This is a genomic window from Megamonas rupellensis DSM 19944 (genome assembly GCF_000378365.1).
Classification (GTDB): Bacteria; Bacillota; Negativicutes; order Selenomonadales; family Selenomonadaceae; genus Megamonas; species Megamonas funiformis.
The window spans coordinates 76159-102044 of record NZ_KB899570.1; the positions used below are offsets into that span (position 1 = coordinate 76159).

Annotated in this window: 19 protein-coding genes, 1 pseudogene and 2 riboswitches; of the genes and pseudogenes, 6 read left to right on the forward strand and 14 right to left on the reverse strand. The window is 31.7% G+C overall.

Features of this window, described 5'->3' with window-relative positions; translation table 11 throughout:
• Window positions 1-3 precede the first annotated feature (3 nt).
• Window positions 4-792, forward strand: a complete 789-nt coding sequence (locus F553_RS0103065) for a class I SAM-dependent methyltransferase (RefSeq protein WP_018998948.1) — start codon at window positions 4-6, stop codon at window positions 790-792.
• Window positions 793-847: 55 nt separating this feature from the next.
• Here F553_RS0103065 and F553_RS0103070 read toward each other — a convergent pair whose 3' ends face one another.
• Entirely contained in the window at window positions 848-2230 is a 1383-nt protein-coding gene (locus F553_RS0103070) for a threonine/serine exporter family protein (protein WP_018998949.1), read from the reverse strand.
• A gap of 208 nt (window positions 2231-2438) precedes the next feature.
• Between F553_RS0103070 and F553_RS0103075 the strand changes: the two genes are divergently transcribed.
• Window positions 2439-2873, forward strand: coding sequence for a hypothetical protein (locus F553_RS0103075; protein WP_018998950.1), 435 nt, complete (start codon window positions 2439-2441; stop codon window positions 2871-2873).
• A gap of 32 nt (window positions 2874-2905) precedes the next feature.
• Window positions 2906-7930, forward strand: a complete 5025-nt coding sequence (locus F553_RS0103080; RefSeq protein WP_018998951.1) for a DUF4132 domain-containing protein — start codon at window positions 2906-2908, stop codon at window positions 7928-7930.
• A 56-nt stretch (window positions 7931-7986) separates the two neighbouring features.
• Here F553_RS0103080 and F553_RS0103085 read toward each other — a convergent pair whose 3' ends face one another.
• On the reverse strand, window positions 7987-9315 hold the full coding sequence (locus F553_RS0103085; RefSeq protein ID WP_018998952.1) for a threonine/serine exporter family protein: 1329 nt from the start codon (window positions 9313-9315) through the stop codon (window positions 7987-7989).
• 269 nt (window positions 9316-9584) lie between these two features.
• Here F553_RS0103085 and F553_RS0103090 point away from each other — a divergent pair, with 269 nt between their 5' ends.
• Together F553_RS0103090 and F553_RS0103095 are read left to right on the forward strand one after the other, a co-directional pair.
• Window positions 9585-9932 (forward strand): DMT family transporter, encoded by a 348-nt coding sequence (locus F553_RS0103090; RefSeq protein WP_008538325.1) that lies wholly within the window; start codon window positions 9585-9587, stop codon window positions 9930-9932.
• 14 nt (window positions 9933-9946) lie between these two features.
• Complete coding sequence (locus tag F553_RS0103095; protein WP_008538326.1) at window positions 9947-10273, forward strand: DMT family transporter; 327 nt, start codon at window positions 9947-9949, stop codon at window positions 10271-10273.
• A 74-nt stretch (window positions 10274-10347) separates the two neighbouring features.
• Here F553_RS0103095 and F553_RS12645 read toward each other — a convergent pair whose 3' ends face one another.
• The 6 genes from F553_RS12645 to F553_RS0103130 form a co-directional block, all read right to left on the reverse strand.
• A complete protein-coding gene (locus tag F553_RS12645; RefSeq protein WP_018998954.1) occupies window positions 10348-10536 on the reverse strand; it encodes a nitroreductase family protein in 189 nt (62 codons plus the stop codon).
• Window positions 10537-11002: 466 nt separating this feature from the next.
• Complete coding sequence (locus F553_RS0103105; RefSeq protein WP_018998955.1) at window positions 11003-11293, reverse strand: hypothetical protein; 291 nt, start codon at window positions 11291-11293, stop codon at window positions 11003-11005.
• A 64-nt stretch (window positions 11294-11357) separates the two neighbouring features.
• Window positions 11358-12542, reverse strand: a complete 1185-nt coding sequence (gene meaB / locus F553_RS0103110; RefSeq protein WP_018998956.1) for a methylmalonyl Co-A mutase-associated GTPase MeaB — start codon at window positions 12540-12542, stop codon at window positions 11358-11360.
• Window positions 12543-12546: 4 nt separating this feature from the next.
• A complete protein-coding gene (gene scpA, locus F553_RS0103115; protein WP_008538331.1) occupies window positions 12547-14730 on the reverse strand; it encodes a methylmalonyl-CoA mutase in 2184 nt (727 codons plus the stop codon).
• Window positions 14730-16922 (reverse strand): methylmalonyl-CoA mutase family protein, encoded by a 2193-nt coding sequence (locus F553_RS0103120; protein WP_018998957.1) that lies wholly within the window; start codon window positions 16920-16922, stop codon window positions 14730-14732. Before F553_RS0103120 ends, scpA begins: the two co-directional genes overlap by 1 nt.
• Before the next feature lie 480 nt (window positions 16923-17402).
• A riboswitch (cobalamin riboswitch) is annotated at window positions 17403-17576 on the reverse strand.
• Between the two features lie 129 nt (window positions 17577-17705).
• Window positions 17706-17895, forward strand: a riboswitch (cobalamin riboswitch).
• 254 nt (window positions 17896-18149) lie between these two features.
• The gene (locus F553_RS0103130) at window positions 18150-18602 is read right to left on the reverse strand and encodes a NanQ anomerase/TabA/YiaL family protein (protein WP_018998958.1); all 453 of its coding nucleotides are present in this window, start codon (window positions 18600-18602) and stop codon (window positions 18150-18152) included.
• A 113-nt stretch (window positions 18603-18715) separates the two neighbouring features.
• Between F553_RS0103130 and uvrB the strand changes: the two genes are divergently transcribed.
• Complete coding sequence (uvrB, locus tag F553_RS0103135; RefSeq protein ID WP_018998959.1) at window positions 18716-20740, forward strand: excinuclease ABC subunit UvrB; 2025 nt, start codon at window positions 18716-18718, stop codon at window positions 20738-20740.
• A 53-nt stretch (window positions 20741-20793) separates the two neighbouring features.
• Here the strand turns inward: uvrB and F553_RS0103140 are convergent, their stop codons facing one another.
• The 6 genes and pseudogenes from F553_RS0103140 to F553_RS0103170 form a co-directional block, all read right to left on the reverse strand.
• On the reverse strand, window positions 20794-21750 hold the full coding sequence (locus tag F553_RS0103140) for an ABC transporter ATP-binding protein (protein ID WP_018998960.1): 957 nt from the start codon (window positions 21748-21750) through the stop codon (window positions 20794-20796).
• Entirely contained in the window at window positions 21750-22760 is a 1011-nt protein-coding gene (locus F553_RS0103145; protein WP_018998961.1) for an ABC transporter ATP-binding protein, read from the reverse strand. Before F553_RS0103145 ends, F553_RS0103140 begins: the two co-directional genes overlap by 1 nt.
• A 25-nt stretch (window positions 22761-22785) precedes the next feature.
• Complete coding sequence (locus tag F553_RS0103150; protein WP_018998962.1) at window positions 22786-23694, reverse strand: ABC transporter permease; 909 nt, start codon at window positions 23692-23694, stop codon at window positions 22786-22788.
• 2 nt (window positions 23695-23696) lie between these two features.
• Window positions 23697-24626 (reverse strand): ABC transporter permease, encoded by a 930-nt coding sequence (locus F553_RS0103155; RefSeq protein WP_008538339.1) that lies wholly within the window; start codon window positions 24624-24626, stop codon window positions 23697-23699.
• Between the two features lie 175 nt (window positions 24627-24801).
• Window positions 24802-25668, reverse strand: a pseudogene (locus F553_RS12170) (pyruvate formate lyase family protein).
• A 27-nt stretch (window positions 25669-25695) separates the two neighbouring features.
• Window positions 25696-25886, reverse strand: a 191-nt coding sequence (locus F553_RS0103170; RefSeq protein WP_018998965.1) for a zinc ribbon domain-containing protein, incomplete at its 5' end; no start/stop codon positions are given.

The following is a 25886-nucleotide window of genomic DNA, read 5'->3' on the forward strand; positions in this document are numbered from 1 at the left end:
AATTTGACTGTAATTACTACTATTCGCAAAGTAACAATTGATTTAGAAAATAAAGCTAAACAAATTGCTAAAGATTTATCCATTCCCTATGTTACAAGAAATAATCTTGGCATTGATAAAATAAAACAACTAGAAAATGCAGATACTGTAATCGTTGTAAAAAAAGATAAATTAGTCTTAGATTTACCTACAGGCGAGATGTTCTTTCACCCTAATATGGCTCAAGTTCGCATGAAACGTTTACGCTGTGGTGATATTGATAATATGCTTGAAGCTATGGGAGGACGAGAATTTTTACAAAATAAAACTGTTTTAGATTGCACTTTAGGTTTTGCCTCTGATGCAATTATCAGCTCATATGGTGTAGGCCCTAAAGGTAAAGTCATCGGTCTTGAAGTCAATCCTTTAATCGCTCTAATCGTCAAAGATGGACTAAAGACTTATCTACCTACTAACTATGATTTAAAATCTGCTATGGATAATATCACTGTTATCAATCAAGATTATTTAAGTTTTCTTAAAGAACAAGAAGATAATAGTTTTGATATCATCTATTTTGATCCTATGTTTCGCCATGCACTCACAGACAGTAAAAGTCTAAATCCACTTCGCCAATTAGCGGATATGAGAGCTGTTAGCCACGAAGCATTAAATGAAGCTAAACGCGTTGCTAAATATCGCATAGTCTTCAAAGAAAATAGTCGTAGTCTTGAATTTTCTCGCCTTGGTTTTACTAAAATCTGTGGTGGTAAATACGCTCCTATTCACTATGGAGTTATTGATTTAAACTAAAAATATAAAAGACCTAAGCTTATATGGATTTTCCCATATATCTTAGGTCTTTTTTCTATTCTTTAAACAGTTCTAATTGTTTTATCTCTTTAAAATGATATTGACGATATTTTCGTTCTGATAAAGCCCTGCTCAATCTTTTACTATCATAAATTCTAATATATTTCTGAGCAAAAATATTCGGCAATGCCACACCTACAGCTATTGCTAGAATTATCAAAGTAGCATTTACACCACTTTGAAACGCTTGTAAAAAATTACTCACATCTAAAGTATCAATATCAATTATATTAAATAACAAACGATACATCAAAATACCTGGCATCAACGGAATAACTGATGGTATCGTAAGCACATGACTAGGCACATGAAACCAATGCACAGCCCTCAAAGCAATAATACTTACTACCATTGCTCCTAGCAATGTTCCAATCGGCAAACCAACACCTAAAAAATCCATAGACAAAGTACGTACACAGACAGAAATCACTCCACCTAGACCGACTACCCATAATAAACGTGGCGGAACATTAAACATGGTAGAAAAACCAGCAGCTGCTATAAAAGCTGATATTACATAAACAATATATGCTTGATGATTTACTGTCGATAAATGCGTAAAATCTTCTACACTAAATAATTTTATGGCAAAAATTATACCAAAAGTCATACTACCAACCATCAGCAGAGTATTCATCGCTCTTGTTATGCCAGCTGTAATATAACAATCAAGCATATCTTCTAAAGCATTGACCATGGGCACACCTGGAACGATAAAAATAGCACATGCCAACATAGTGTACCATGAAGTATCTGTAAACGGCAAAAAATGCGTAAAATATGCTATTACTGTAGCTGTAAATGAAGATAATACAATCGCCATATAAGGATTTATACCAATTTTTAAACATTGACTGCGCACAAAAAAGCCAATAAATGCTGCTAGTGCAGTATATAATGATGCCATGATATCACAGCCAAACATTTTACCTACACCGCCACAAGCCAGTGCCGCCCCAAGATTAATAATAAAAGTTGCGTATTTGCTTTTCTTGCTTTCTACTTTCTTCAATTCAGCTTCAAATTGCTCAATAGTATAATCTCTTTCGATTGCTTCCCATGTCATTTTACTAACTTCTAAAATCACATTCATATCAACATTATGCTGATAACATTTTTGCAATTTCGTCATATGATAATTGCCAACGCTCACACTGACCATCAAAGTAGTATACGTAACATGAATATGCAATTGGTCGCCAAAAATCCCTGCATAAGCGGCTGTTCGTTGCATAGTTCGCACAATCCTGCTCGTATCTGCTGAATTTTCCATCATTAAACGACCTACATGCAAAATCAAATGTACTTTTCTTGTCAGTTCTAAATAATTTTCATCTATATTATATGGTATGCTTTTAGAAATTGGTACGTTCTTCATCAGTATAAATGCCCTTCTTAATCATAAAATAAATATCCTATTCTATTATAATATTAATCTAAGATAATAGTACATACAAAATTATATTTATTTCAAATATCACTCAAATCAACATAAGACCTCAAGAAATTGCAAGGATTTTATTTAAATTCAGCGAATTATATACTAAACGATATTGTTTATTTTAAATTTAGAAAAGAGGGATTATATGCAAATCTACATTCAAGTAAAACAACTCGGCAAACGCAAAGCTAGTATTGAAGCACAAAAATTTATTATCGAAGACTCCCTTCTTACTGTACATGATTTACTTTATGACATTGTAACTAAACAAGTAGACAAATTCAATCATCGTGCTATTGGCAATATAGATGGTGAACCTACTTTATTAAATTATTTATCGTTAACTCAAATAGAAAATCAATCGCCTTCTGGAAAAATATCCTTTAATCTAGATTACCGCCAACAAAAACAAGACATTCAATCGGCTTTTGATAATGTTATTATGGCTTTTAATGATGGATTATTTCGTATATTTTTAAACGGTAACGAACTATCTTCCCTAGAAGAAAAAATCAATTTACAAGAAAATGACAAATTAACTTTTATCCGCTTAACCATGTTATCAGGAAGAATTTGGTAAACTTTTTCGTAAAATTAGAAAGGATTTTTATTATGTGTTTAGATAGATGGTTCAATAATAATAAAGAATTTAAAAATAAAATAATAGCTGAACTTGCAAAATTAAAAAATAAACTTTCTACAACGCAACAAAATATTTATGATATTTATTTAACTGAATTACAAGTAAAAACTAGATATAATTATTATTACGCTTCTTTTTCCTTAGAAGAAAGGCTCTCTAATCACCCTTTATATCTACATTGGCAAAAAATTTTACCTGAAGTATTAACAAAGCCTATATCTTCTTATTTTTCTGATGATGAAAAAATTGTATTGCAGACCATCTTAGGCAAAGACAAAGCAAATTTATTTTTCTTAGCCCTAGATAATTTAATGGATTACCCTTATCAAACTAACTGGTATAGACGCACACTACGTTCTCACCAATCACATCTATATTTAAGTCGCATGTTCGATGTATTAAATGAATTTTTAATCTATCGCAATACTCAATTAACGCCTCTAGAAAAATTAAAACTATCTTGTAAACCTATCGATGAAAATAATTTACCACTACAAGATTATATTTATTTACAAAGTTTTGGTATTTATGTTCTAGCCGCTGAAATCGACAACAACAATACACAAACAATTAAATTAATTGAAGATATCATCTTAGGTGATAATCAAGTTGCTTTTCTTTCTTATGGTTTAATCAATTCCATAGTAAAAAGTCATAATCAGCATCTGCATAAATTATTAGGTGATTTACTCTTAGCTGGACGATTGCAAGAAGGATTGCGCCAATCCATCACTGAAAATATGGATAATGGCACAGTAGAAGCTTTTTTAACCCTATTAAAAGTAATCGAAGAAAATAATTTAATTCGCTATGCATCTGTAAAAAGAGCTATAGCCACATGGACAAGTCTAATTGATATTGATAATGCTGATAAAATCACAAAAAAAGAAATCGCTTCTTTCTCTAAATTTTTAACGAACGAACAGCTTCGCCATCAATCACTCAATAGCCAAAATCCTGTGGAAATTTATTTAGCTCTATGGTCATATGCTTTTTATAATGTAGAAACAACTATACCATTTATCCTTGATTTATTTAAAAATGGTCAAAAACATCAAAAACTAGTCGCTGGTTATTTCTTAAATGTAATCAATGATAATCAAATAATTTTTAAATTGCGTTATGAATTAGTTACCCAATACAATTTAACAGAAGATAATCTCTCCTTAATAGCTATATTATTCCGTCTAAAATTAAAAGATACAGCTTATAAAAATTTCCTTGATCATAATTTCAGCTCCACACAGCTAACAGATTATTATTATAAATTAAAAGCTTTATCGCAAAATTTACCTAAAGAAAAAATTTTCTCGCCTTGCGTTTTCCCATGGCATACTGAAATTCTAAACTTAAGTGATGTTTTGATTGAAATGGCAGATATTAGTTACTATCTGGCTTCTGACGAATTATTAGATGATTTTTGCAGTGAAATTTCTCGACTTGATACTTTTTGGCGCGATAATTATTTGAAAAAATTATATACTACTCCTAAAACTCTAACTCAACGCCAATTAGTATTTTGCCTATTAGCTGATAGAAGTGAAGCCACACGCAAAGAAAGCTATAATATCATCAATAAGCTCGCCATTTCTAAAGATGAATATGACCTTCTCATATCCATGCTCAAATATAAATACAGTGATTTACGTCAAAATATCATTCGACTCTTATTAAAACAGCCTGAAAAACAATTACTTGATACCTTAAAAATTTTATTGAGCGATAAAAAAGGCTCTATCCGCCTTGCTGGTTTAGATATATTATTGCAATTGCAAAAAAATCCTCATAATCAAACCCTATTTAATACTGCAAAAACATATCTTTGTACACTTACTAATCCTACAACTAATGAACAAATCTTAATTTCGCAAATAAATGATAGTTATGATAATGACCCTACTATTAAAGAATTATCTTACGATACTACATTAAAAACTCAACTTGCACTATCTGAAGTAAACAATTCTTTAAAAATAACAGATATTTATCCGCTCTCACTTCAAGAATTATTTCAAATAGTAGATGATTTATCTAAGTTTTACGAAAAACATAAAATGCTTTCGTATAATCCTTTGTATGGCAGTGAAATCCTTTTAGATAATGATTTTAGACGCATTTCTTGGGAAGAAAAATTTAATTTATATAAATATCCTTATCCTAATCTTTGGCAGGATTTTTATGCTCAATATATCAAAACACCCGCTAAACTTTATCAATTATATCTATTTATATCATTGAATTACTTTGATATAAATTCACCATTTAAAGATGTAATAACTAATACATTCAATGACAATTCAATTTGTTTAAAATCCAAATATATACAAACTAAATTAAATAATTATCCTCGTATAGAAAGTTTAGCCACTATCATTGAAAATCTCTATGAATATTATGTTCCTCAAAAATATTGTTTTGAAGTTGCTAAATTCTGGGCTTTATGTCATTTAAAAAAATTTGATTTTAATAAAGTCATAGCTAAACAAAATAAAATGACTATTTCTTTCTTAACACAATATCATTATGGTAGTAAATCTGTTGGTTGTACTTTCATTCTTATGCCACTTTTAAATAACTATAATGATGATATTAGTTTTAAAGAAAGCTTCATTTTACTGTATAATCTCTACACTAAGTACAAATATGAAATTTATTTGCCTATATATAATTTCCTTCGTGCTAAACAAATAAATTTAATCGCTGAAGATGAACTTTATATCGATATTTTCCAACGCTCATCAGAACAATTATCTTCAAAACTCAATCAATTATCTTCTTTATTTGAAGACAATTTTTCGACTTTAGCTTTTAGTGATTTTTCTGCTGAAAAACCAACAATAAAACAAGATTTATTACTTTATAGCCAAAATTTTGCCGATATCATCATATCTCAAATTTTATCCATTGAATTAAAACGCGGTGATTTACCTACTAAATACACTAAATTAATAAATAATATCAAACAAATAAAAGGCATTCATTATTTTGTTGATATTTTAACAGCATTAGGCAAAAGTAAATTAAAAAATATTTCTTATCTTTGGTCTGAAGTAACTAATAAAGATAGCATCTTTTCTTATCTATTAAGTATTTGCAAACCCAAAAAAGATGAAACCGCTAAAGATTTAAAAGCGTATCTAAAAGATAAATCTATCTCTAATATTCGTTTAATCGAAGCTTGTATGTTCTCACCTTCATGGATACCATTAGTGGATAAAATTTTGAAATGGAAAGGATTTGTCAGCGGTTGCTATTATTTCTTAGCACATATGCGTTATGCTGATAAAAAATTAGCTGCTACCTTCGCTAAATACACGCCTATTTCCATTGAAGATTTACGTGATGGAGCTTTTGATTTGGATTGGTTTAAATCATGCTATAAACAATTAGGTAAAGAACGTTTTGCTATTTTATATGATGCTGCTAAATATATTTCTGAAGGAAATGCTCATACACGTGCTAGAAAATACGCTGACGCTACTAATGGTTTATTCTCCGCTGATGAAGTCAAAGCACAAATAATTGAAAAACGCAATAAAGATTTATTGATGGCTTACGGATTAATACCACTTTCTAAGAGCGGTAAAATCACTAAGACTGCACAAAAAGAAATGCTCAAACGTTATATATTCATTCAGCAATTCCACAAAGAAAGTAAAAAATTTGGCTCACAAAGACAATCTAGTGAAAACTTAGCTTGCAAAATCGCCTTAAATAATTTAGCAAGAAATGCTCATTTTTCTGATACTTTCCGCTTTATCTTAAATATGGAAACACAATTAATCAAAAATCAACAACAATATTTTGAGCCTAAAGAGCTAGAAAATATTTCTATTTATTTACAAGTAGATGAATATGGTAAAACTTCTATTATTTGTCAAAAACAAAATAAACAATTAAAATCTGTACCTAGTAAAATCAAAAAAGAACCATATTATCTTGCTTTAAAACAAGCCAAAAATGAATTTATTGACCAATATCGTCGTTCAAAAATTATGTTTGAACAAGCTATGGAAAATTCTACTTTATTTTTGGCAGATGAAATCACTTTGCTCAATCAAAATCCTATATTAAAGCCATTGCTTCAAAATCTAGTATTTATTCATGATAATGATATAGGCTATTTCCACGATAATAGCTTAATCTCACCTACAAAAGATATCATCAAATTAAATGCTGATGATAAAATTCGTATCGCTCACCCTATAGATTTATATAAAAGCAATCTATGGCATATATATCAGCAAGATTTATTTACACGTCAAATCAAACAGCCATTCAAACAAATTTTCCGTGAATTATATTTAAAAATAGATGATGAGTTAAATTCTGCTCAATCTCATCGTTATGATGGTTATCAAATCCAACCACAAAAAACGCAAGCTGTTTTAAAAACTCGCAATTGGATTGCTAGCTATTATGAAGGTCTACAAAAAGTATATTATCAAGAAAATATTATTGCTACTATTTACGCTGCTGTTGATTGGTTTACTCCTGCCGATATTGAAGCTCCTATACTTGAATATGTGGCATTTTATGATCGCAAAACTTTCAAAGATATTTTAATTAAAGATATTCCTGATATTATTTTCTCTGAAGTTATGCGTGATGTAGATTTAGCTATCAGCATTGCTCATGTAGGTGGCGTAGACCCTGAAACAAGTCATTCTACAATACAGATGCGCAAAGCTATCTTAGAATTTACTTTACCACTCTTTAAATTAAATAATGTTTCCTTAAATGATAATTTTGCTATCATCAAAGGAAATTTAGTTGATTATTCCATTCATTTAGGTAGCGGTCTTGTTCATCAAATGGCAGGAGCTGAAATCGCTATTTCTGTTGTTCCTTCCCAACATCGTGGTCGCCTATTTTTACCATTTGTTGATGAGGACCCTAAAACGGCCGAAATCATCACCAAAGTATTGCTCCTTGCCAAAGACAATAACATCAAAGACCCATTTATTTTAAATCAAATAAAAGTAGTTAAATAAAACGAAAAAACTGTACTAAAATCATGAATTGTTTAGTACAGTTTTTTCTATTTTATCTATGCTCTTTTTGATTTAGTTCTTACCAAAAACATCAATTTATCTTCTTTTAACTTATTAATATAATTGCGGAAAAAGATATTAGGAATTGCCACACCAACAGCTATTGCTAATAATATCAAAGTTGTATTAACACCATTATTTAAAACATGATGATAATTCATATTATCCACATTTTCTAAATTAATAATGCTAAATAATAAACGATACATAAAAACACCTGGAATTAAAGGGATTACAGACGGAATAGTCAATACATGACTAGGTGCATGTACTATATGTACAGCTTTCAAAGATAATAAACTGACAATGACAGCACCTGCAAGCGAAGCCGTTGCTTGTGAACAAGCATATTCTAACATTAAAAAGTTGCGTACTCCTACTGAAATTATCGCTCCACAGGCAACTACAATTAACAATCTAGGTGGCATATTAAAAATAGTTGCAAAACCTATAGCAGCCACTGAAGCTGCAACAGCACAGACTAAAAAGGAGTTAGAAGAAATGCTTAAGCTTGTAAAATCTTGAACTACACATAATTTTATGGCAAAAGCTATGCCAAAAGTCATACTTCCTATCATCAATAAAGTATTTATCGCCCTTGTCATTCCTGCTGTAATATAATTATCCACTAAATCATCTATCGCATTAATCAAAGGAATTCCCGGCACGATAAATAAACTACAAGCAATAAGTGGATGCCATGGCGTATTAGTTGGCATAAAATGTATAAAGTATGCACAAATAGTGGCTACGAAAGCAGAAATAGCTATTGAAGCATATGGATTGAATTTTAATAAATTACATTTCATTCTCGTCCAATAACCTATCATTGCACAAATAGAAGTGTAAATAAATGCAAAAAAATCACCACCAAATAATAGGCTAAAGCCACCACAAGCCAGCCCTGCACTAATCATCACTAAAGGCTTTTTATAATATCTTTTACGCAAGCAAATAAATCTCAGTTCTTTTTCAAATTCATATAAAGAATAATCTTGCTCAATAGCTCGCCAGGATAATTTACTAATTCCAGAAATTGCTGTCATATCTACTCCATGTCTATAACATTTTTGGAAATTAGTAATAGATTTGTCCCCTGTATTGATATTTACCATTATTGTCGTAAAAGTAATATGAATTTGTAATCTTCGCTCTGGTATTTTCATAAATACGCCCACGCGTTTCATATTGCGTACAATACGATTTGTATCAGCTCCACTTTCCATTAAAACTTTGCCCACACGCAAAATCAATTGTATTTTTCGTTCAATCTCCTTATCTTCTTTCAAATTTTTTAAATTATTATGTTCTAAATAATCATTCATCTTCCCTAACCTCTATAACTCTATTATTCAATTTTTTATTACCAAATAGCATAAATATGATGATTTTATAATTATATCTCTTTCATCATCTGCTATATTTATATTATTATGCAAAGTAATATTAAATTCAAATACAGCTTTGTTATTCAATCTATAATTAAAATGCATTGATAAAATTAAACAAAGAGCTATTGACTATGGTGTTATACCATAGTTTATACTTGAAATAAGAAGTAATATATTTCTATTTTAAGAAAGGATTTGTTATTATGGTTACGAAGAAATATTGCTGGTTAATGTTATTGCTAGCAATTATTTTGGAAATAACAGGTACAGCTTTAATGAAATTTTTTGCCATAAAAGGTGGTATGGAAGGTTATATCTTAATGCTTTTATTTATATTTTGTTCCTATTTTGCATTAAGTAAAGCCATTGTAAAAATTCCCATCAGTACTGCTTATGCTATTTGGGAAGGTATAGGCTTAATAGGCACAGCTACTGTGGCTTATTTTATTTTTAATGAAGACTTATCTTTATTAAAAGTTTTAGCTTTTATGGTAATCTTAAGTGGTTTAATCATGATAAAAAAAGGAACTTATACTGTTTCAAATAAATAATGGAGTTGAATATTATGTCAGATGGTACGATTGGTACTTTATTGATTATTGGTTCTGTATTTTTTGATGTACTAGCAAATATTTGTCTAAAAAAATCTCAAGGATTTAAATATAAATTATATGGATTTTTGGCAATCAGTTTAGTTGGATTTGCCTTTTTATGTTTAGCTTACGCTATCAGCATCATGGATTTAAGCATTGCTTATGCCTTATTTGGTGCTTGTGGTTTACTTTTAACTACAATTATTGATAAATTATTTTTCGGTCTACGCATCAAGCCTTTGGGAATTATTGGCTTAATGACGATGATTACTGGTATTGTTTTAATAAAAATGATTTAAATAAATAAAACCACTATTTAGTATGAAATTATATCTTTAAAATTATACTATAATAGTGGTTTTATTTATTCACGTCATTGACCAATTTTATCAAAATCTTTTCGTGGTCTAACTACAGGTTTTTCATCAGCATAACCCAATAATGCAATATAAGCTATTATTTCACCCTTTTTATTTAACCAATGTTTTAATTCTGGATATACAAAGAAAATATCTCCTATCCATAAACTTCCTAATCCTAAATTGTTAGCAGTTAATAACATATTTTCAATACTTGCACATATTGCTTAAATATCACAAATTTCAGCAATATGTTCCTCAAAACTCAAGAATTTTCTATATTCTTTAGATAATGTATTTATTACAAAAATAAGTACTGTAGCTTCTTGCATAATTTTAAAACTATTTTAAGCACTATTGGTATAGTTAACATAATTAGGTAATAATGATTGCATTAATTCCCTAGTCATTCCTTAATTTAAAATCTGCATACATTCTTGTTTTGATTTATCCATAACCACTATAAAATACCATGGTTGTCTATTCTTAGCAGAAGGAGCTTATCGTCCAGCTTCTAAAATTTTTTAATTAAATCTTTTGTTACTTATTCTGCTTAAACTTATGTATACTTCTCCTATTTTCAATATCAATTATCATAGATATTCACCTTCTTATTATATAAAAATAACCACTATCTAATAAAAAAATTGGGCTAGATAGTGGTTATTTTTATTTTTCTTGTAAAGAATCCCATAATAATAAAATATTATTACCTACTTCTGCATAAAAACGAATACTTTTTGTTTGTTTTCTTTCTTCCCAAGCTACATGGTTTTTTGATTTTTCCTGTGCATATTTTTCTTTAAAAACTTTTAACATTTTATCATTAAACTGTACATCAATCATCATATTATATCTTTGAAAATTTTTATCTACTAAAATATAATGATTATCTAATACTTTTAAATTATATTTTTTCTCAATTAAATCAACATAACCTTTTGGTAATTTATAATCCATATCTTAAAAATCCTTTCTTCATTTATAAATAAAGGCGTAATCCCTAAGGATACGCCTTTATTATTCATTTTAAATCAAATGGAGATAAGTTTCTTAAACTGTTTTCATTAATATCAGCATTAGCAAATTTATCTATCAACTGTTGCACTGCTAGTGTTGCAGATAATTTTCCATTAATTACATCTTCTTCAATTTTTCCTTTGTTTTTTATAATCTCTGGACAACGATAAAATAAATTATGCAAATGTTCTTCTATCATAGTATACACCCAAGAAATCGTTTGTTGTTTTCGACGTTCCTTCAAAACACCATTAGCAAAACCTTGTTTCATAAAAACTTTCACAACATTTTGCCAAAAATCCATAATTCCTTCACCTGTATATGCTGAACAAGTATAAGCATGTGTAGTCCAGTGCTCTGTTGCTTGTCGCAAAAATTGCAAAATACGTTCATATTCTGCACGAGTCACCAATGCTCTTTGCTTATTATCTCCATCAGCTTTATTTACTAAAATAGCGTCAGCTAATTCCATAACACCTTTTTTCATGCCCTGTAATTCATCACCAGCACCTGTTAATACAACTAAAAGGAAAAAATCTACCATAGAACGTACTGTCGTTTCACTTTGTCCTACGCCTACCGTTTCCACTAAGATTGTATCATAACCAGCAGCTTCACATAAAAGTAATGTTTCTCTACTTTTACGTGTTAATCCTCCCAAAGTACCTCCAGATGGTGATGGTCGAATAAAAGCATTTGGCTCTCTTGATAACTGCTCCATTCTAGTTTTATCCCCTAAGATACTACCACGTGTAACTGTACTAGATGGGTCTACTGCTAATACTGCTACTTTATGCCCTTGTTGACATAATTTAGTTCCTAAAGCTTCAATTAAAGTAGATTTACCTGCACCTGGTACACCTGTAATTCCAATTCGCATAGATTTTCCAGTATATGGTAAAATTTTTTGAATTACTTCTTGTGCCATAGCAAAATGTACACTTGCATTACTTTCAATTAAAGTAATAGCTCTTGATAAAATCATACGATTTCCAGCTAAAATACCTTTAACATAATCATCTACTGTTAATTTTACTCGTTTAACTATTTTGGGTTTATTTACATGATGTTCAGTTTTATTTTGCTCACTCATACCATCATGTCCACCTTCTACACCTCGCATAACTCTACAGGCAAATTTATCATCATTATTATCAGGTCTCCATGAAGGCTTATACGTATCAGTCATAACATCAGTCCTCCAGACGTTTGTTAAGAAGCTCCAATACTTTTTTTGCACAAACAGGAATTATCGTACCTGGTCCAAAAATGGCAGCAGCACCATGTTCATATAAGAAATCATAATCTTGAGCAGGTATTACCCCACCAATTACTACCATGATATCTTCACGACCACGTTTTTTCAATTCTTCAATGAGTTGTGGCATTAAAGTTTTATGACCAGCTGCCAAGGAACTCATACCTACAATATGCACATCATTATCAACAGCATCTTGAGCAGCTTCTTCTGGTGTTTGGAATAATGGACCAATATCAACATCATAACCCATATCAGCAAAAGCAGTAGCAATTACTTTTGCTCCACGATCATGACCATCTTGTCCCATTTTAGCAATATAGATACGAGGACGACGACCATATTCCACTTCAAACTTATCTGTCATATCACGAACTTCTTTAATAACATCATCATCACTAAATTCACTACTATATACACCAGATATAGAACGAATAATTGCTTTATGTCTACCACAAACTTTTTCTACTGCATCAGAAATTTCCCCTTTAGATGCACGTGCTCTTGCTGCTTCTACAGCTAATTCTAATAAGTTACCTTCACCTGTTTCCATAGAACGAGTGATAGCTTCAAGACAAGAACGAACTTTGTCATTATCACGATTTGCACGTAATTTTTTAAGTCTTTCAATCTGAGCTAAACGAACTGCTGTATTATCAACTTCTAAAATATCAAGTGGATCTTCTTTATCTAAGCGAAGATAATTTACGCCAACAATTTTTTCACTACCAGAGTCAATATGAGCTTGACGACGTGCTGCTGCTTCTTCTATACGCATTTTAGGCAGACCTGTATCAATTGCTTTAGACATACCGCCGAGAGCTTCAATTTCTTGAATATGTGCCCAAGCTTTTTTAATGAGTTGATTTGTTAAAAATTCTACATAATACGAACCACCCCATGGGTCAATTACCTTACATACTTTAGTTTCATCTTGAATGTATAATTGCGTATTACGAGCAATACGAGCTGAAAAGTCTGTAGGAAGAGCTATAGCTTCATCTAGTGCATTTGTGTGTAAAGATTGTGTATGACCAAGAGCTGCTGCCATAGCTTCAATACAAGTTCGAGTAATATTATTAAATGGATCTTGTTCTGTAAGACTCCAACCAGAAGTCTGAGAATGTGTACGTAAAGCCATAGATTTTGTCTTTTTAGGATGAAAAGAATTGACAATTTTAGCCCAAAGCATACGACCAGCACGCATTTTAGCAATTTCCATGAAATAATTTTTCCCCATAGCCCAAAAGAAAGATAATCGTGGTGCAAATTGGTCAATGGTTAATCCATGTTCTGTACCTGTACGCAAATATTCAAGACCATCAGCTAATGTATAACCTAATTCAATATCTGCTGTTGCACCTGCTTCTTGCATATGATAACCAGAAATAGATATACTATTAAATTTAGGCATATATTTAGAAGTATACTCAAAAATATCACCAATAATTCTCATTGAAGCTGCTGGTGGATAAATATAAGTATTACGTACCATGAACTCTTTTAAAATATCATTTTGAATAGTACCTGCCATAACAGCTTTATCTACACCTTGTTCTTCACCAGCCAAAATATAAAAAGCCATGATAGGAAGTACTGCACCATTCATAGTCATGGATACTGACATCTGATCAAGTGGAATGCCTTTAAATAATATTTCCATATCTAAAATAGAGTCAACTGCTACTCCTGCTTTACCAACATCTCCTACTACACGAGGATGGTCTGAATCATAGCCTCTATGTGTTGCTAAGTCAAAAGCAATAGATAAACCTTTTTGCCCAGCTGCAAGATTTCTACGATAAAAAGCATTTGATTCTTCTGCTGTAGAAAAACCTGCATATTGTCGTACTGTCCATGGTCTTGTTACATACATAGTTGCATATGGACCACGCAAAAATGGTGGAATACCTGCTACAAAATCTAAATGATTACAATCTTTATAAACATTTTCATCATAAAGTGGTGCTACATCTATTTGCTCCATAGTGCGATAAAAATTTTCCTCAAAAGATTTTCCAGTTTCTGCTTTTAAACTTTCTTTCCATTTAGCAAAAGCGACCTCACTCTGTATTGCTTGCTGAAAAGGAATTTGTGTAAAATCTGGTATTTTAGACATTATTCAATCATCCCCTTTTCTTTTTGCATACGAAGTAAAGTTTCATAGCAATTAGAACGAACACTTATATAATCGTCCATACCCGCTTCATCGCATGCTTTTTTTAATTCTGGTGTTGGTGCACCTGCTAAAAAAACTTTCATACTAGGTTTTACAGCCTTAATACCAGAAGTAACAGCTGGTGCGAGTTCTGGATAAGTTGCATCTGTAGAACAAACAATAGCTACATCAGCATTTGAATCAACAGCTGCTTGTACAGCTTCTTCTACTGTTGGAAAACCATTATTAGTAAGTACATTAAATGCTGCTACTTGCATAAATGAAGTAACAAAATCTGCACGCGCTTTATGCTGTGGAATAGGTCCCATATTAGCAAGGAAAATATTTACATTTTCCCCTGTTTTTTCTAGATACTTTTCTGTGCGATGACGAAGTTGTTCATATCTTTCAGTCCAGCGATGTGGCAAAATAGCTTCTATAACTTCACCTGTCGCCTCTCCTGTAAGTGCTGTAGATATTTCACCTAAAGTGGCACCCGCTTTAATAGTCTGTTTAACTGTATTTATTAATGAACCATGTTCACTAAAATCACGTTTACCAATTTCCGATAATAATAATTTAACATAATCATTATCACGTACTTTTACATTAACTTTAAGTGCCATTTTTCTATCTGCTATAATTTTATCAAAATCAATTTCTGGTACTTCCAATAATTTTTCAGTCATATTTGGATACATATTATTACCAACAGCACGATCTTTTCTTGTTGCTAAATTTTTAAAACGAGCTTGTAATACTTCATTAATAGCTATCTGCACAGTATTATTTTCTAAAGCTTTTATTAAACCACCATGAGCTTCAATTTCTTGAAATTTTGCCCAAGCCTTTTGAGTAAACTCTTCTGTCAATGGTTCAAGATACCAACTACCACCAGCAGGGTCTATTGGTTGAATAAAATTAAATTCATGTTGCTCCATAATTTGAATATTTCGTGCAATACGACGAGAAAATTCATCACTAGGACGTATACAATGGTCAAATGGTTTTACAAACATACCATCCATACCACCAACAACAGCAGAAAATGATTGTGTAGCTGCACGAAGTAAATTTACATAAGGATCATATACTGTTTGACAAAAAGACGATGTACTTACATATATATTAATTTTTTGAGCTATATCATCTCCACCACAATTTTTAACAATTTGAGCCCAAATCATTTTCACACTGCGTAATTTAGCAATTTCCATAAAAAAATTTGCACCTATACTAAAATGAAAACGTAAATGACGACAAAAAGTATTCACATCAATGCCACGTCGTTCCATAGATTTCATATATGTTACAGCTTCATTCATGGCATATGCTACTTCTTGGATATTATTTGCACCACCATTGTGATAAACATCTGTATTTACTACTACAGTCTTTAATTCTGGTGCAAATTTTTCTGCCCAACAAATACTATGAGCCATTTCATCATAATATTCATCAAGAGGTCGTGTAAGCTTTCCATCTAAAGCTAATTCTCCAATAGGATCTGCTGTAATAGCACCATGAAGTTTTTTTAGTGATAATTTTTTCTGTTCACACACCACTGCAACAGCAGAAAGTAATGCTATATTAGAAGCACCTGCATAGATATCAATTTCAAATTTTTCTAAATCAACATCATCTAATAATTTATTTACATCTGATAAAGTCGATAAAGAAACACCAATATCTGCGATTTCTTCTTTATTAGCTGTATCTACATCATAACCTTTACGTGTTGCTGTATCCAAAACTACACTTGCAGCTGTTGAACCTTTTAATAATTCATATTTTACCATTTCATTGGCTTCACTAGGAGTTTTAGCATCACACTCTTGAGCTATTGTCCATGGTTTATATATATAACCACTAGCATTAGCTCCACGTAAATTACTTTCCATTCCTGGATAAGTCTTATTATGAGTTAACCCTTCTAAATCTTCCATACGATAAATAGGGTTTAATGTAATACCTTCATAAGTTTTAGTAAACATACTTTTTTCAAAAGGTTTTCCCTTTAATAATGCCACTACAGCTTCTTTCCATTCTTCATATGAAGGAATTTCAAACTCATCAAAAGTAACAGCAGGAATATCTTGTTCTTGTTGTTCTTCTTGTCGAATTTCTTCGCCAAGTGTTTTATCTTGTTCCATATATAATAATTTCCCTTCTCTACTTCTGCATTTTCATTTAAGGGGATAATTTAATACTATTATTGAATAGTTAATAAATACTCTTATATATCTAATAAATGGTTCGAGTTCCTCCTACCTAGATATTAAATATAAAATTTATAAAAAAGCCATCACTAAATTTAGTGATGGCTGGATTGGTAATATATATTCCCCAAATATTATTTACCATTTTTATTAAATTGTTCAAGTATTTATGCTAATCATAATAATGATTAAATTTTTCAGTAAATTAAACATAATTTACAACAAATTAATATGATACATCGATGGCACTTGCTTAAGATAATCATGAGCCATCTTCATGGATTATCTCTATAAACAGAAAAACCGCTTTTCATAAACAATATATGAAAAACGGTAGAAAATTATAATTAGAATTTACATGTATAAAAAACATATACATTCTACTACATCTCTCCCCGTCTCTCGCAGGTCAAACGACGATGCTTCTTATAGGCAGTTCTTCTGACTCAGTATCATTGCTCACTTCGCCTTCCCAGTTTCCCAGTGACATTCATGAAGTTTGCTCCTCTTTACAGCGGCGGGACCGTGCCGGATTTTAACCGTCTTCCCTATTAAGCATAAATATGCACCTATAAGGTTTCATTATCAACTTGTCGCCTTTATTATACTTTTTATTTTATATATTTGTCAACGATAAATTAAAATAATTTTAAGATAATTATTTTATATAGAGTATTGACACAAATTCTATATAGTGATATTCTAAAAAAGAACTGAATATAGTTCAATGAATCAGGTGTCCATTTGGACTTAATAGGGAATTCAGTACGTAATTTTATTATTAAGCTGAAACGGTCCCGCCACTGTATGAGGGAACTTATCCAAATTTATGTCACTGGGAAACTGGGAAGGCTTGGATATAGTAATGAACTCGAGTCAGGAGAACTGCCTGATTAACAATCACCGTGTGCAATTAATTTATTTTAATTGCCATACCTGCGAGCGATGGGGAGGAGATTAGACAGTAAATTTTAGAATTTACTCAATGTGTCTATTCACCTCTTTTCAAAGCGAAAAGGGGTTTTTTATTTATCGGTTTTACTTTATGTCTTCAGCAAACATAAAGTAATCATTGCTCAAAATTCCAAACTAATCATTATATTGTTGTATTATTATGCTTATAGCATGCTTAAGTATTATCCTAAGCATGCTATTTTTTTCTTATAATTTAATTTTAAAGATAGCTTTTTTTATAGTTTGACTTTGTTGACAAATAATAGCAGTGCGATGAGCATCTTCTGGATAACAAATTAGAAAATCACCTTTGTTAATTAAGTTAACAGTAGCTTTTTCTTCACCTGTTAATTCCACAAAATCGCGATTTTCGTCAAATGATTTTATTTGCATATCATCACAAAAGCTCACATCAATACTTTCTTTGCCTTCAATAATCATATGCACATCAATATATTTTTTATGTGCTTCCCAAAAACGATCTTCACGTTTTACTGTAGCATAGTTTTCGATATTAACAAAAAACTCATCGCCATTTATTTTATAACTACCTTTTTCATATGTAGTTAAATCATGCTCTTTTGCATAAGTAAAACAAGCTTTAATTTTTTCTGTCAAAAAATCATACTTATCTGCGTATTTAAGATTGCCAAAAATCATGTTTATAACCTCTTTTCTTAGTTTATTAAAATAATTATATCATGATATTGAAAAAATATTCTTCTCCATTTATTATTAAATCTAAATATTAATATTATAAGTGAGATGATTTTATGGTACACATACCAAAATTAAATACATTACAAACTGAAAATAAAATTCCCTTTAAAGTAGAAGCACCTTTTGAACCTACAGGCGACCAACCTCAAGCGATTGAAGCTTTAGCTCAAGGCATTCAAAATGGTCAAACATCGCAAGTTTTATTAGGTGCTACAGGTACAGGAAAGACTTTCACTATCGCTAAATTAATTGAAAAAGTCCAAAAACCTACACTTGTTATCGCTCATAATAAAACGCTAGCTGCACAATTAGCTAGTGAGTTTAAAGAATTTTTTCCGCATAATGCTGTAGAATATTTTGTCAGTTACTATGATTATTACCAACCAGAAGCCTATATTGCTCAAACAGATACTTATATCGAAAAAGATTCTTCCATCAATGATGAAATTGATAAGCTTCGCCATTCTGCAACTTGTTCTTTATTTGAACGTCGTGATGTCATCATTGTTGCTAGCGTATCTTGTATCTATGGTTTAGGTTCACCCGAAGATTATTATGATTTAGTCTTATCTGTACGCGAAGGTCAAGAATATCCTCGTGATGATATTTTGCGAAAATTAGTTTCTATCCAATATGAACGCAATGATATAAATTTTGACCGTGGTAAATTCCGCGTTCGTGGCGATGTCATTGAAATTTTTCCTGCTGGTTATAGCGATAGAGCTATTCGCATTGAACTTTTTGGAGATGAAGTCGACCGTATTTTAGAAGTAGATACTCTAACTGGCGAAGTCTATGGTCAACGCAAACATATCTTAATTTATCCTGCTTCTCACTATGTAACTTCTAAAGAGCATATGAAAGAAGCTATCGACTCCATACAAGAAGAACTTCAACAGCAATTAAAAATCCTTGAAGATAATAATAAACTCTTAGAAGCTCAACGTTTGAAACAACGCACAAATTACGATTTAGAAACTATGGAAGAGATGGGATATTGCTCTGGCATCGAAAATTATTCACGCCATTTAACAGGCAGAAAAGCTGGCGAAGCGCCTTATACACTTCTTGATTATTTCCCTGATGATTTTTTAATCGTCATTGATGAATCTCATGTTACTATACCACAGATAAAAGCCATGTATGCAGGCGACCGTTCACGCAAAGAATCACTTGTAGATAACGGTTTTCGTCTGCCTTCTGCCTTTGATAATCGCCCTTTGCGCTTTGAAGAATTTCTCGATCATATCAATCAAATAATCTATGTTTCTGCTACACCAGCACCATTTGAATTAGCACAAGCAAATCAAGTAGTAGAACAGATAATCCGTCCAACAGGTCTATTAGATCCTGAAATAGAAATTCGCCCACTTGAAGGGCAAATGGACGATTTACTTGGAGAAATCAAAATCCGCACTAAGAAAAATGAACGCGTGCTCATCACTACTTTGACTAAAAAAATGGCTGAAAATCTCACTGATTATTTAAAAGAAATGGGTATCAAAGTCCGTTATCTTCATTCTGATATTGCCACTATTGAAAGAGCGGAAATCATTCGCGATTTGCGTTTAGGAAAATTTGATGTACTCGTAGGGATTAACTTATTACGTGAAGGCTTGGATATGCCAGAAGTTTCTTTAGTAGCTATTTTAGATGCTGATAAAGAAGGCTTCTTGCGTTCAGAGACATCTCTCATTCAGACAATCGGTCGTGCTGCTAGAAATGCTCATGGTAAAGTAATCATGTACGCCGACCGCATCACCGATTCTATGCAAAAAGCCATTGATGAAACTATTCGTCGTCGAGAAGTCCAAGATAAATACAATCAAGAACATCATATAACGCCGAAGACAATTCAAAAGAAAATAAAAAATCTCATTGAAACTACTATGGTAGCGGAAGAAAAAGCAAGTTATGATGCTGAAAAACCAAAGAAAAAATTGAAAATGACTGCCAAAGAAAAGAAAAAATTAATACTTTCTTTAACTAAAGAAATGCAAGAAGCTTCTCGCAACTTAGAATTTGAACGAGCTGCTCAAATTCGCGATATTATCTTTGAACTAAACGAAAAAAAATAATTTATTTTATTTATAAAAAAGCACTATAGCATGAAAACTATAGTGCTTTTTGCTTATTCGTCATAAAGATGACAGCGTACATATCTATTATTTATCATTTTCATTTCAGGTAATTTCTGTCTGCAAATTTCTTTAGCTTTTGGGCAACGTGTATTGAATGGACAACCTTTTGGCGGATTTAATGGACTTGGCAATTCGCCTTGCAAGATAATTCGCTGTTTATGTTTTTCTTTTTGTGGGTCTGGCAATGGAATCGAAGATAACAAAGCTTTTGTATATGGGTGTAGTGGATTTGTATATAAAGCTTCTGTATCAGCAAGTTCTACAATTTGCCCTAGATACATAACTGCTACTTTTTGGCTAATATAACGCACCATAGCTAAATCATGAGCAATAAATAAATATGTCAGACCTAATTCATGCTGTAATTTTTCTAGCAAATTTACGACTTGTGCTTGAATAGATACATCAAGTGCCGAAATCGGCTCATCGCAAATAATTAGTTTAGGTTCACAAGCAAGTGCTCTAGCTATACCGATACGCTGTCTTTGTCCGCCACTGAATTCATGAGGAAAACGGTTTGCCTGCTCTTTACTCAATCCTACTAATTCCAATAATTCATAGATACGCTCTTGTCTTTGTTTTTTATCTGTATATAAATTATGCACAAGCAAAGGTTCTTCAATAATATCTGCCACTGTCATTCTTGGATTTAATGAAGCATATGGATCTTGAAATATCATTTGAATATCTTTTGTCATCTCTTTATTTTGTGAAATATCTTTGCCTGCAAATATGATTTTACCTTTTGTCGGTTTATATAATCCGATAATAGTCCTGCCTGTAGTCGATTTTCCACAGCCTGACTCACCTACAAGACCTAATGTTTTTCCTTCTTCTATAGAAAAACTGACATCATTTACTGCTTTTAAAATTTGTTTTGGTCTTCCCCAAAAAGAACGCTTCACTACAAAATCTTTATGTAGATTTTTGACTTCTAATAAATTCATCAAAATTCCTCCTTATTCTCTTTGGGTGCAAATTCATGCTCCAACCAACATTTTACATAATGATCTTTATTTAATTGTGTCTTTTCTGGCATCAACTGCATACATATTTTCATTGCTTTTGTACAACGTTTGACAAAGGGACAATAATCAATACTTTCTTTTAAATCTGGTGGCTGACCATCAATCACATATAATTTATCTTCTTTATTTAAATTTAAATGAGGCAAAGATTTTAATAAACCTCGCGTATAAGGGTGATGTGCATGATAAAACAAATCATCAACATTTGCTTTTTCTACAATTTGTCCTGCATACATAACTGCTACTTCATCGCAAATATTGGCAATAACCCCTAAATCATGCGATATCATAATGATGGACATATTCAATTTTTCTTGTAAGGATTTCAATAAATCTAAAATTTGTGCCTGTACAGTTACATCAAGAGCTGTTGTCGGCTCATCTGCTATCAATAATTCTGGTTCACAGGCAAGTGCCATTGCAATCATAACGCGTTGACGCATACCGCCACTGAATTGATGGGGATAATCTTTCAATCTTTTTTGGGCAAATGGTATCCCTACTAAATTTAATAATTCTACAGCTTTTTCTGTCGCTTCTTTATCCGATAATTGTTTATGCAAAAACAAAACTTCTTTTATCTGCGTACCAATCGTAAGTACAGGATTTAAAGATGTCATTGGATCTTGGAATATCATCGCAATTTTATTGCCACGAATTTTGGCTAAATCTTCATCTCGAAAATTAACTAAATCCTGACCTTGCCATAAAATCTGACCATTTTCAATAATGCTATTTTCCTTAGGCAATAAACCCATGATAGCATGAGCCGTCACTGATTTTCCACAGCCTGACTCGCCCACTATTCCTAGAGCTTGTCCTCTTTTTAAATCAAAACTGACATTGCGTACTGCTTTTACTTTTCCTCGATAAGTCTGAAAAGCAACTGCTAAATCTTTTACTTGTAAAATTTCTTTATTTTTTTCCATGGTAAACACTCATTTCTTCACTATTTTAACGACGCATCTTAGGGTCTAAAACATCTCGCAGACCATCACCTAAAAAGTTAAAAGCCAACATAGTGACACTGATAGCTACTGCTGGAAAAAATAATTGAAAAGGATATGCACGCAAATTATTTACGCCCTCTGATGCTAAAACGCCCCAACTAGCCATTGGTGCAGAAACACCAAGTCCGATAAAACTCAAAAAAGCTTCTGTAAATATTGCATCAGGAATAGCTAATGTCATTGTTACGATAATTGCCCCCATGGCATTTGGCAATAAATGTCTAAATAAAATTCTTTTTTTCGATACACCTATTGTTCTAGCTGCCAAAATAAATTCTTGTTCCTTCATTGATAAAATTTGACCACGCACAATTCTTGCCATCTGTAGCCAATAACCAATACCTAAAGCAATAAAAATATTGATAAGCCCTGGCTTTAAAATTACCATCAATAAAATCACATATAATAAAGTCGGTACGCTATATAAAATATCCACAATATTCATCATTATGCGGTCAATCTTGCCACCGCAAAAACCTGCTATTCCGCCATAAATTACACCAATAAAAAGATTTAATAAACTAGCCACTATACCAATAGCTAAAGAAATTCTCGCACCATATAATACGCGAATAAAAACATCTCTCCCCAAATTATCCGTACCAAACCAATGCTCCCAACTTGGAGAACTATTTGTCATCATCAAATTTTGTTCATCATAAGTATGGCTAGAAAAAATAGGGCCAAAGATAGCTACAATGATTAAACACACAATAATGATTAATCCCAGCAAAGCCATTTTATTTTTCTTTAACCTAATCCACGCATCTTGCCAATATCCTAAAGTTTCTTCTTTTTTTTGCACCTGCAAAATTTCTCGCTCTAAAGGCACAAATAAATCTTTATTTATCATCTTCATTCACCTTTTTCTTCACCGATTTTAATGCGTGGGTCTAATAATGGATAAAGTAAATCCACTACCATATTTAAAACAATTACAATCACACTATAAAAAATTGTTACACCTAAAATTACAGTATAATCTCGATTATAAATACTAGTTACAAAATATTGCCCCAAGCCTGGTATCGCAAAAATAGTTTCAATGACAAAACTACCTGTCAAAATACTAGCTGTCATTGGTCCTAAATAAGTTACTACAGGAATTAATGAATTCGGCAAAGCGTGTTTTATTAAAACTTTGCTCCATGATAAACCTTTGGCTCTCGCTGTTTTTATATAATCTTGTGATAAAATATCCAACATACTAGAACGCGTCAATCTAGCGATAAATGACATTGGCATTCCTGATAAAGCCAAAGCTGGCATGATTTCATATCGCCAACCATTCCACATAGCAGCCGGCAATAAATGTAATTTTGTCGATAATACATATATAAGTAATGCCGCCACAACAAAACTAGGCACAGCAACTCCTAAAGTCGTAAAAAAATTAACTGCCCTATCTTGCCATTTATCTTTTTTCACACCTGCTAATATTCCCGCTGGTATACCGATAATAATTGCTATTAAAATTGCTTCTATACCTAATTTAAAAGATACTGGAAAACCATCTTTGATGATATCATTTACACTACGACCTGGATATTTAAATGATGGTCCTAAATCGCCTTGTACTAAATTGCATAAATAATCACCATACTGTTTATATAAAGGGTCATTTAATTTATATCTTTCTTCTATGCTATGTAATACATATGGAGGCAAAGATTTTTCTGCCGTAAAAGGCCCTCCTGGTATAGCATGCATTAGAAAAAAAGTTATCGTTATAACTATCCATAAAACAATAAATGCGTTAAAAATTCGCTTGATTATATATCCCATATCTCATCTAACCTCCAATATAGATTAAACTATATTATAAAATTTAATCATCTAAACTGCAAATTTATTATATCATCAAAATTCTATATCTATAAATTTATAAACAAAAAGACTCAAATCAGTATTTATACTAATTTGAGTCTTTTATATATTTCAATAAAAATTTAATTTAAAATTATAAACATTGTTCAGTTCTGCCAATAATATCATCTTGAGTTTTCTTAGACAAAACATTGAAAAAGGCACTATAACCTGCTACGCGTACGATTAAATCTTTATGTTTTTCTGGATGTTTTTGTGCATCAATCAAAGTTTCTCTTGATACGATATTATATTGAACATGATATCCATGCAGTCTATTGAAGAAAGCACGAATTAACATTTCTAATTTTTGTTTATTTTCTTATGTAGAAAGCATTTGGGGTGTCATTTTTTGATTTAATAACACCCCACCAGTTATTTTTTCTGTTGGCAATTTAGCTACAGATTTAAACACAGCTGTTGGGCCATTTTTATCTGCATTATGTGCAGGACTACAACCTTCTGCAAGTGGTTCATAAGCATTTCTTCCATCAGGTGTCGCCATTGTTCCCATACCTTGACCTACATTGGCACTGATTGAAGATGTACCGCCATAGCGAATACCACCGATTGGACCTCTATGATAACGAGTATTTGGATATTTTTTGATTTCATCTAAATAAGAGTCATAAGCTTCGACTACTAGATTATCTACATAATCAATATCATTACCATATTTTGGCACTTCATCAATCAACATTGCTTGAATTTTTTTATTTTCATCAGATTGGAAATCATCTAAAATAGCGTTCCAAAGTTGAGTTGGTGTGATTTTCTTTTCTTCAAAAACTAATTTTTTAATTGCAGCTAAAGAGTCTGCCATATTGGCAATACCGACTTGAAGTCCAGATATGAAATCATATACTGCACCGCCTTCTTTGATAGTTTTTCCTCTACCAATACAATCATCATTGACATACTCCCCATGCCTAAATGCAGGGGATTCTTGGATACAAACGATACTTGCCTACTAAAATAGCAGGTCTTACTATATCTCTCCAAAGAAGGTTGATGCCCCAACCTTCCATATATTTATAGCAGCATTTCTATCTCTATCGTGGCTGGTTTTGCACTTTGCGCAAATCCACTCACGAACTGCCAAATTTTTAGTTTCAGGATTTTTTGTACCACAAACATGGCAAATTTGCGAACTTGGATAGTATCTATCTACCTTTTGCA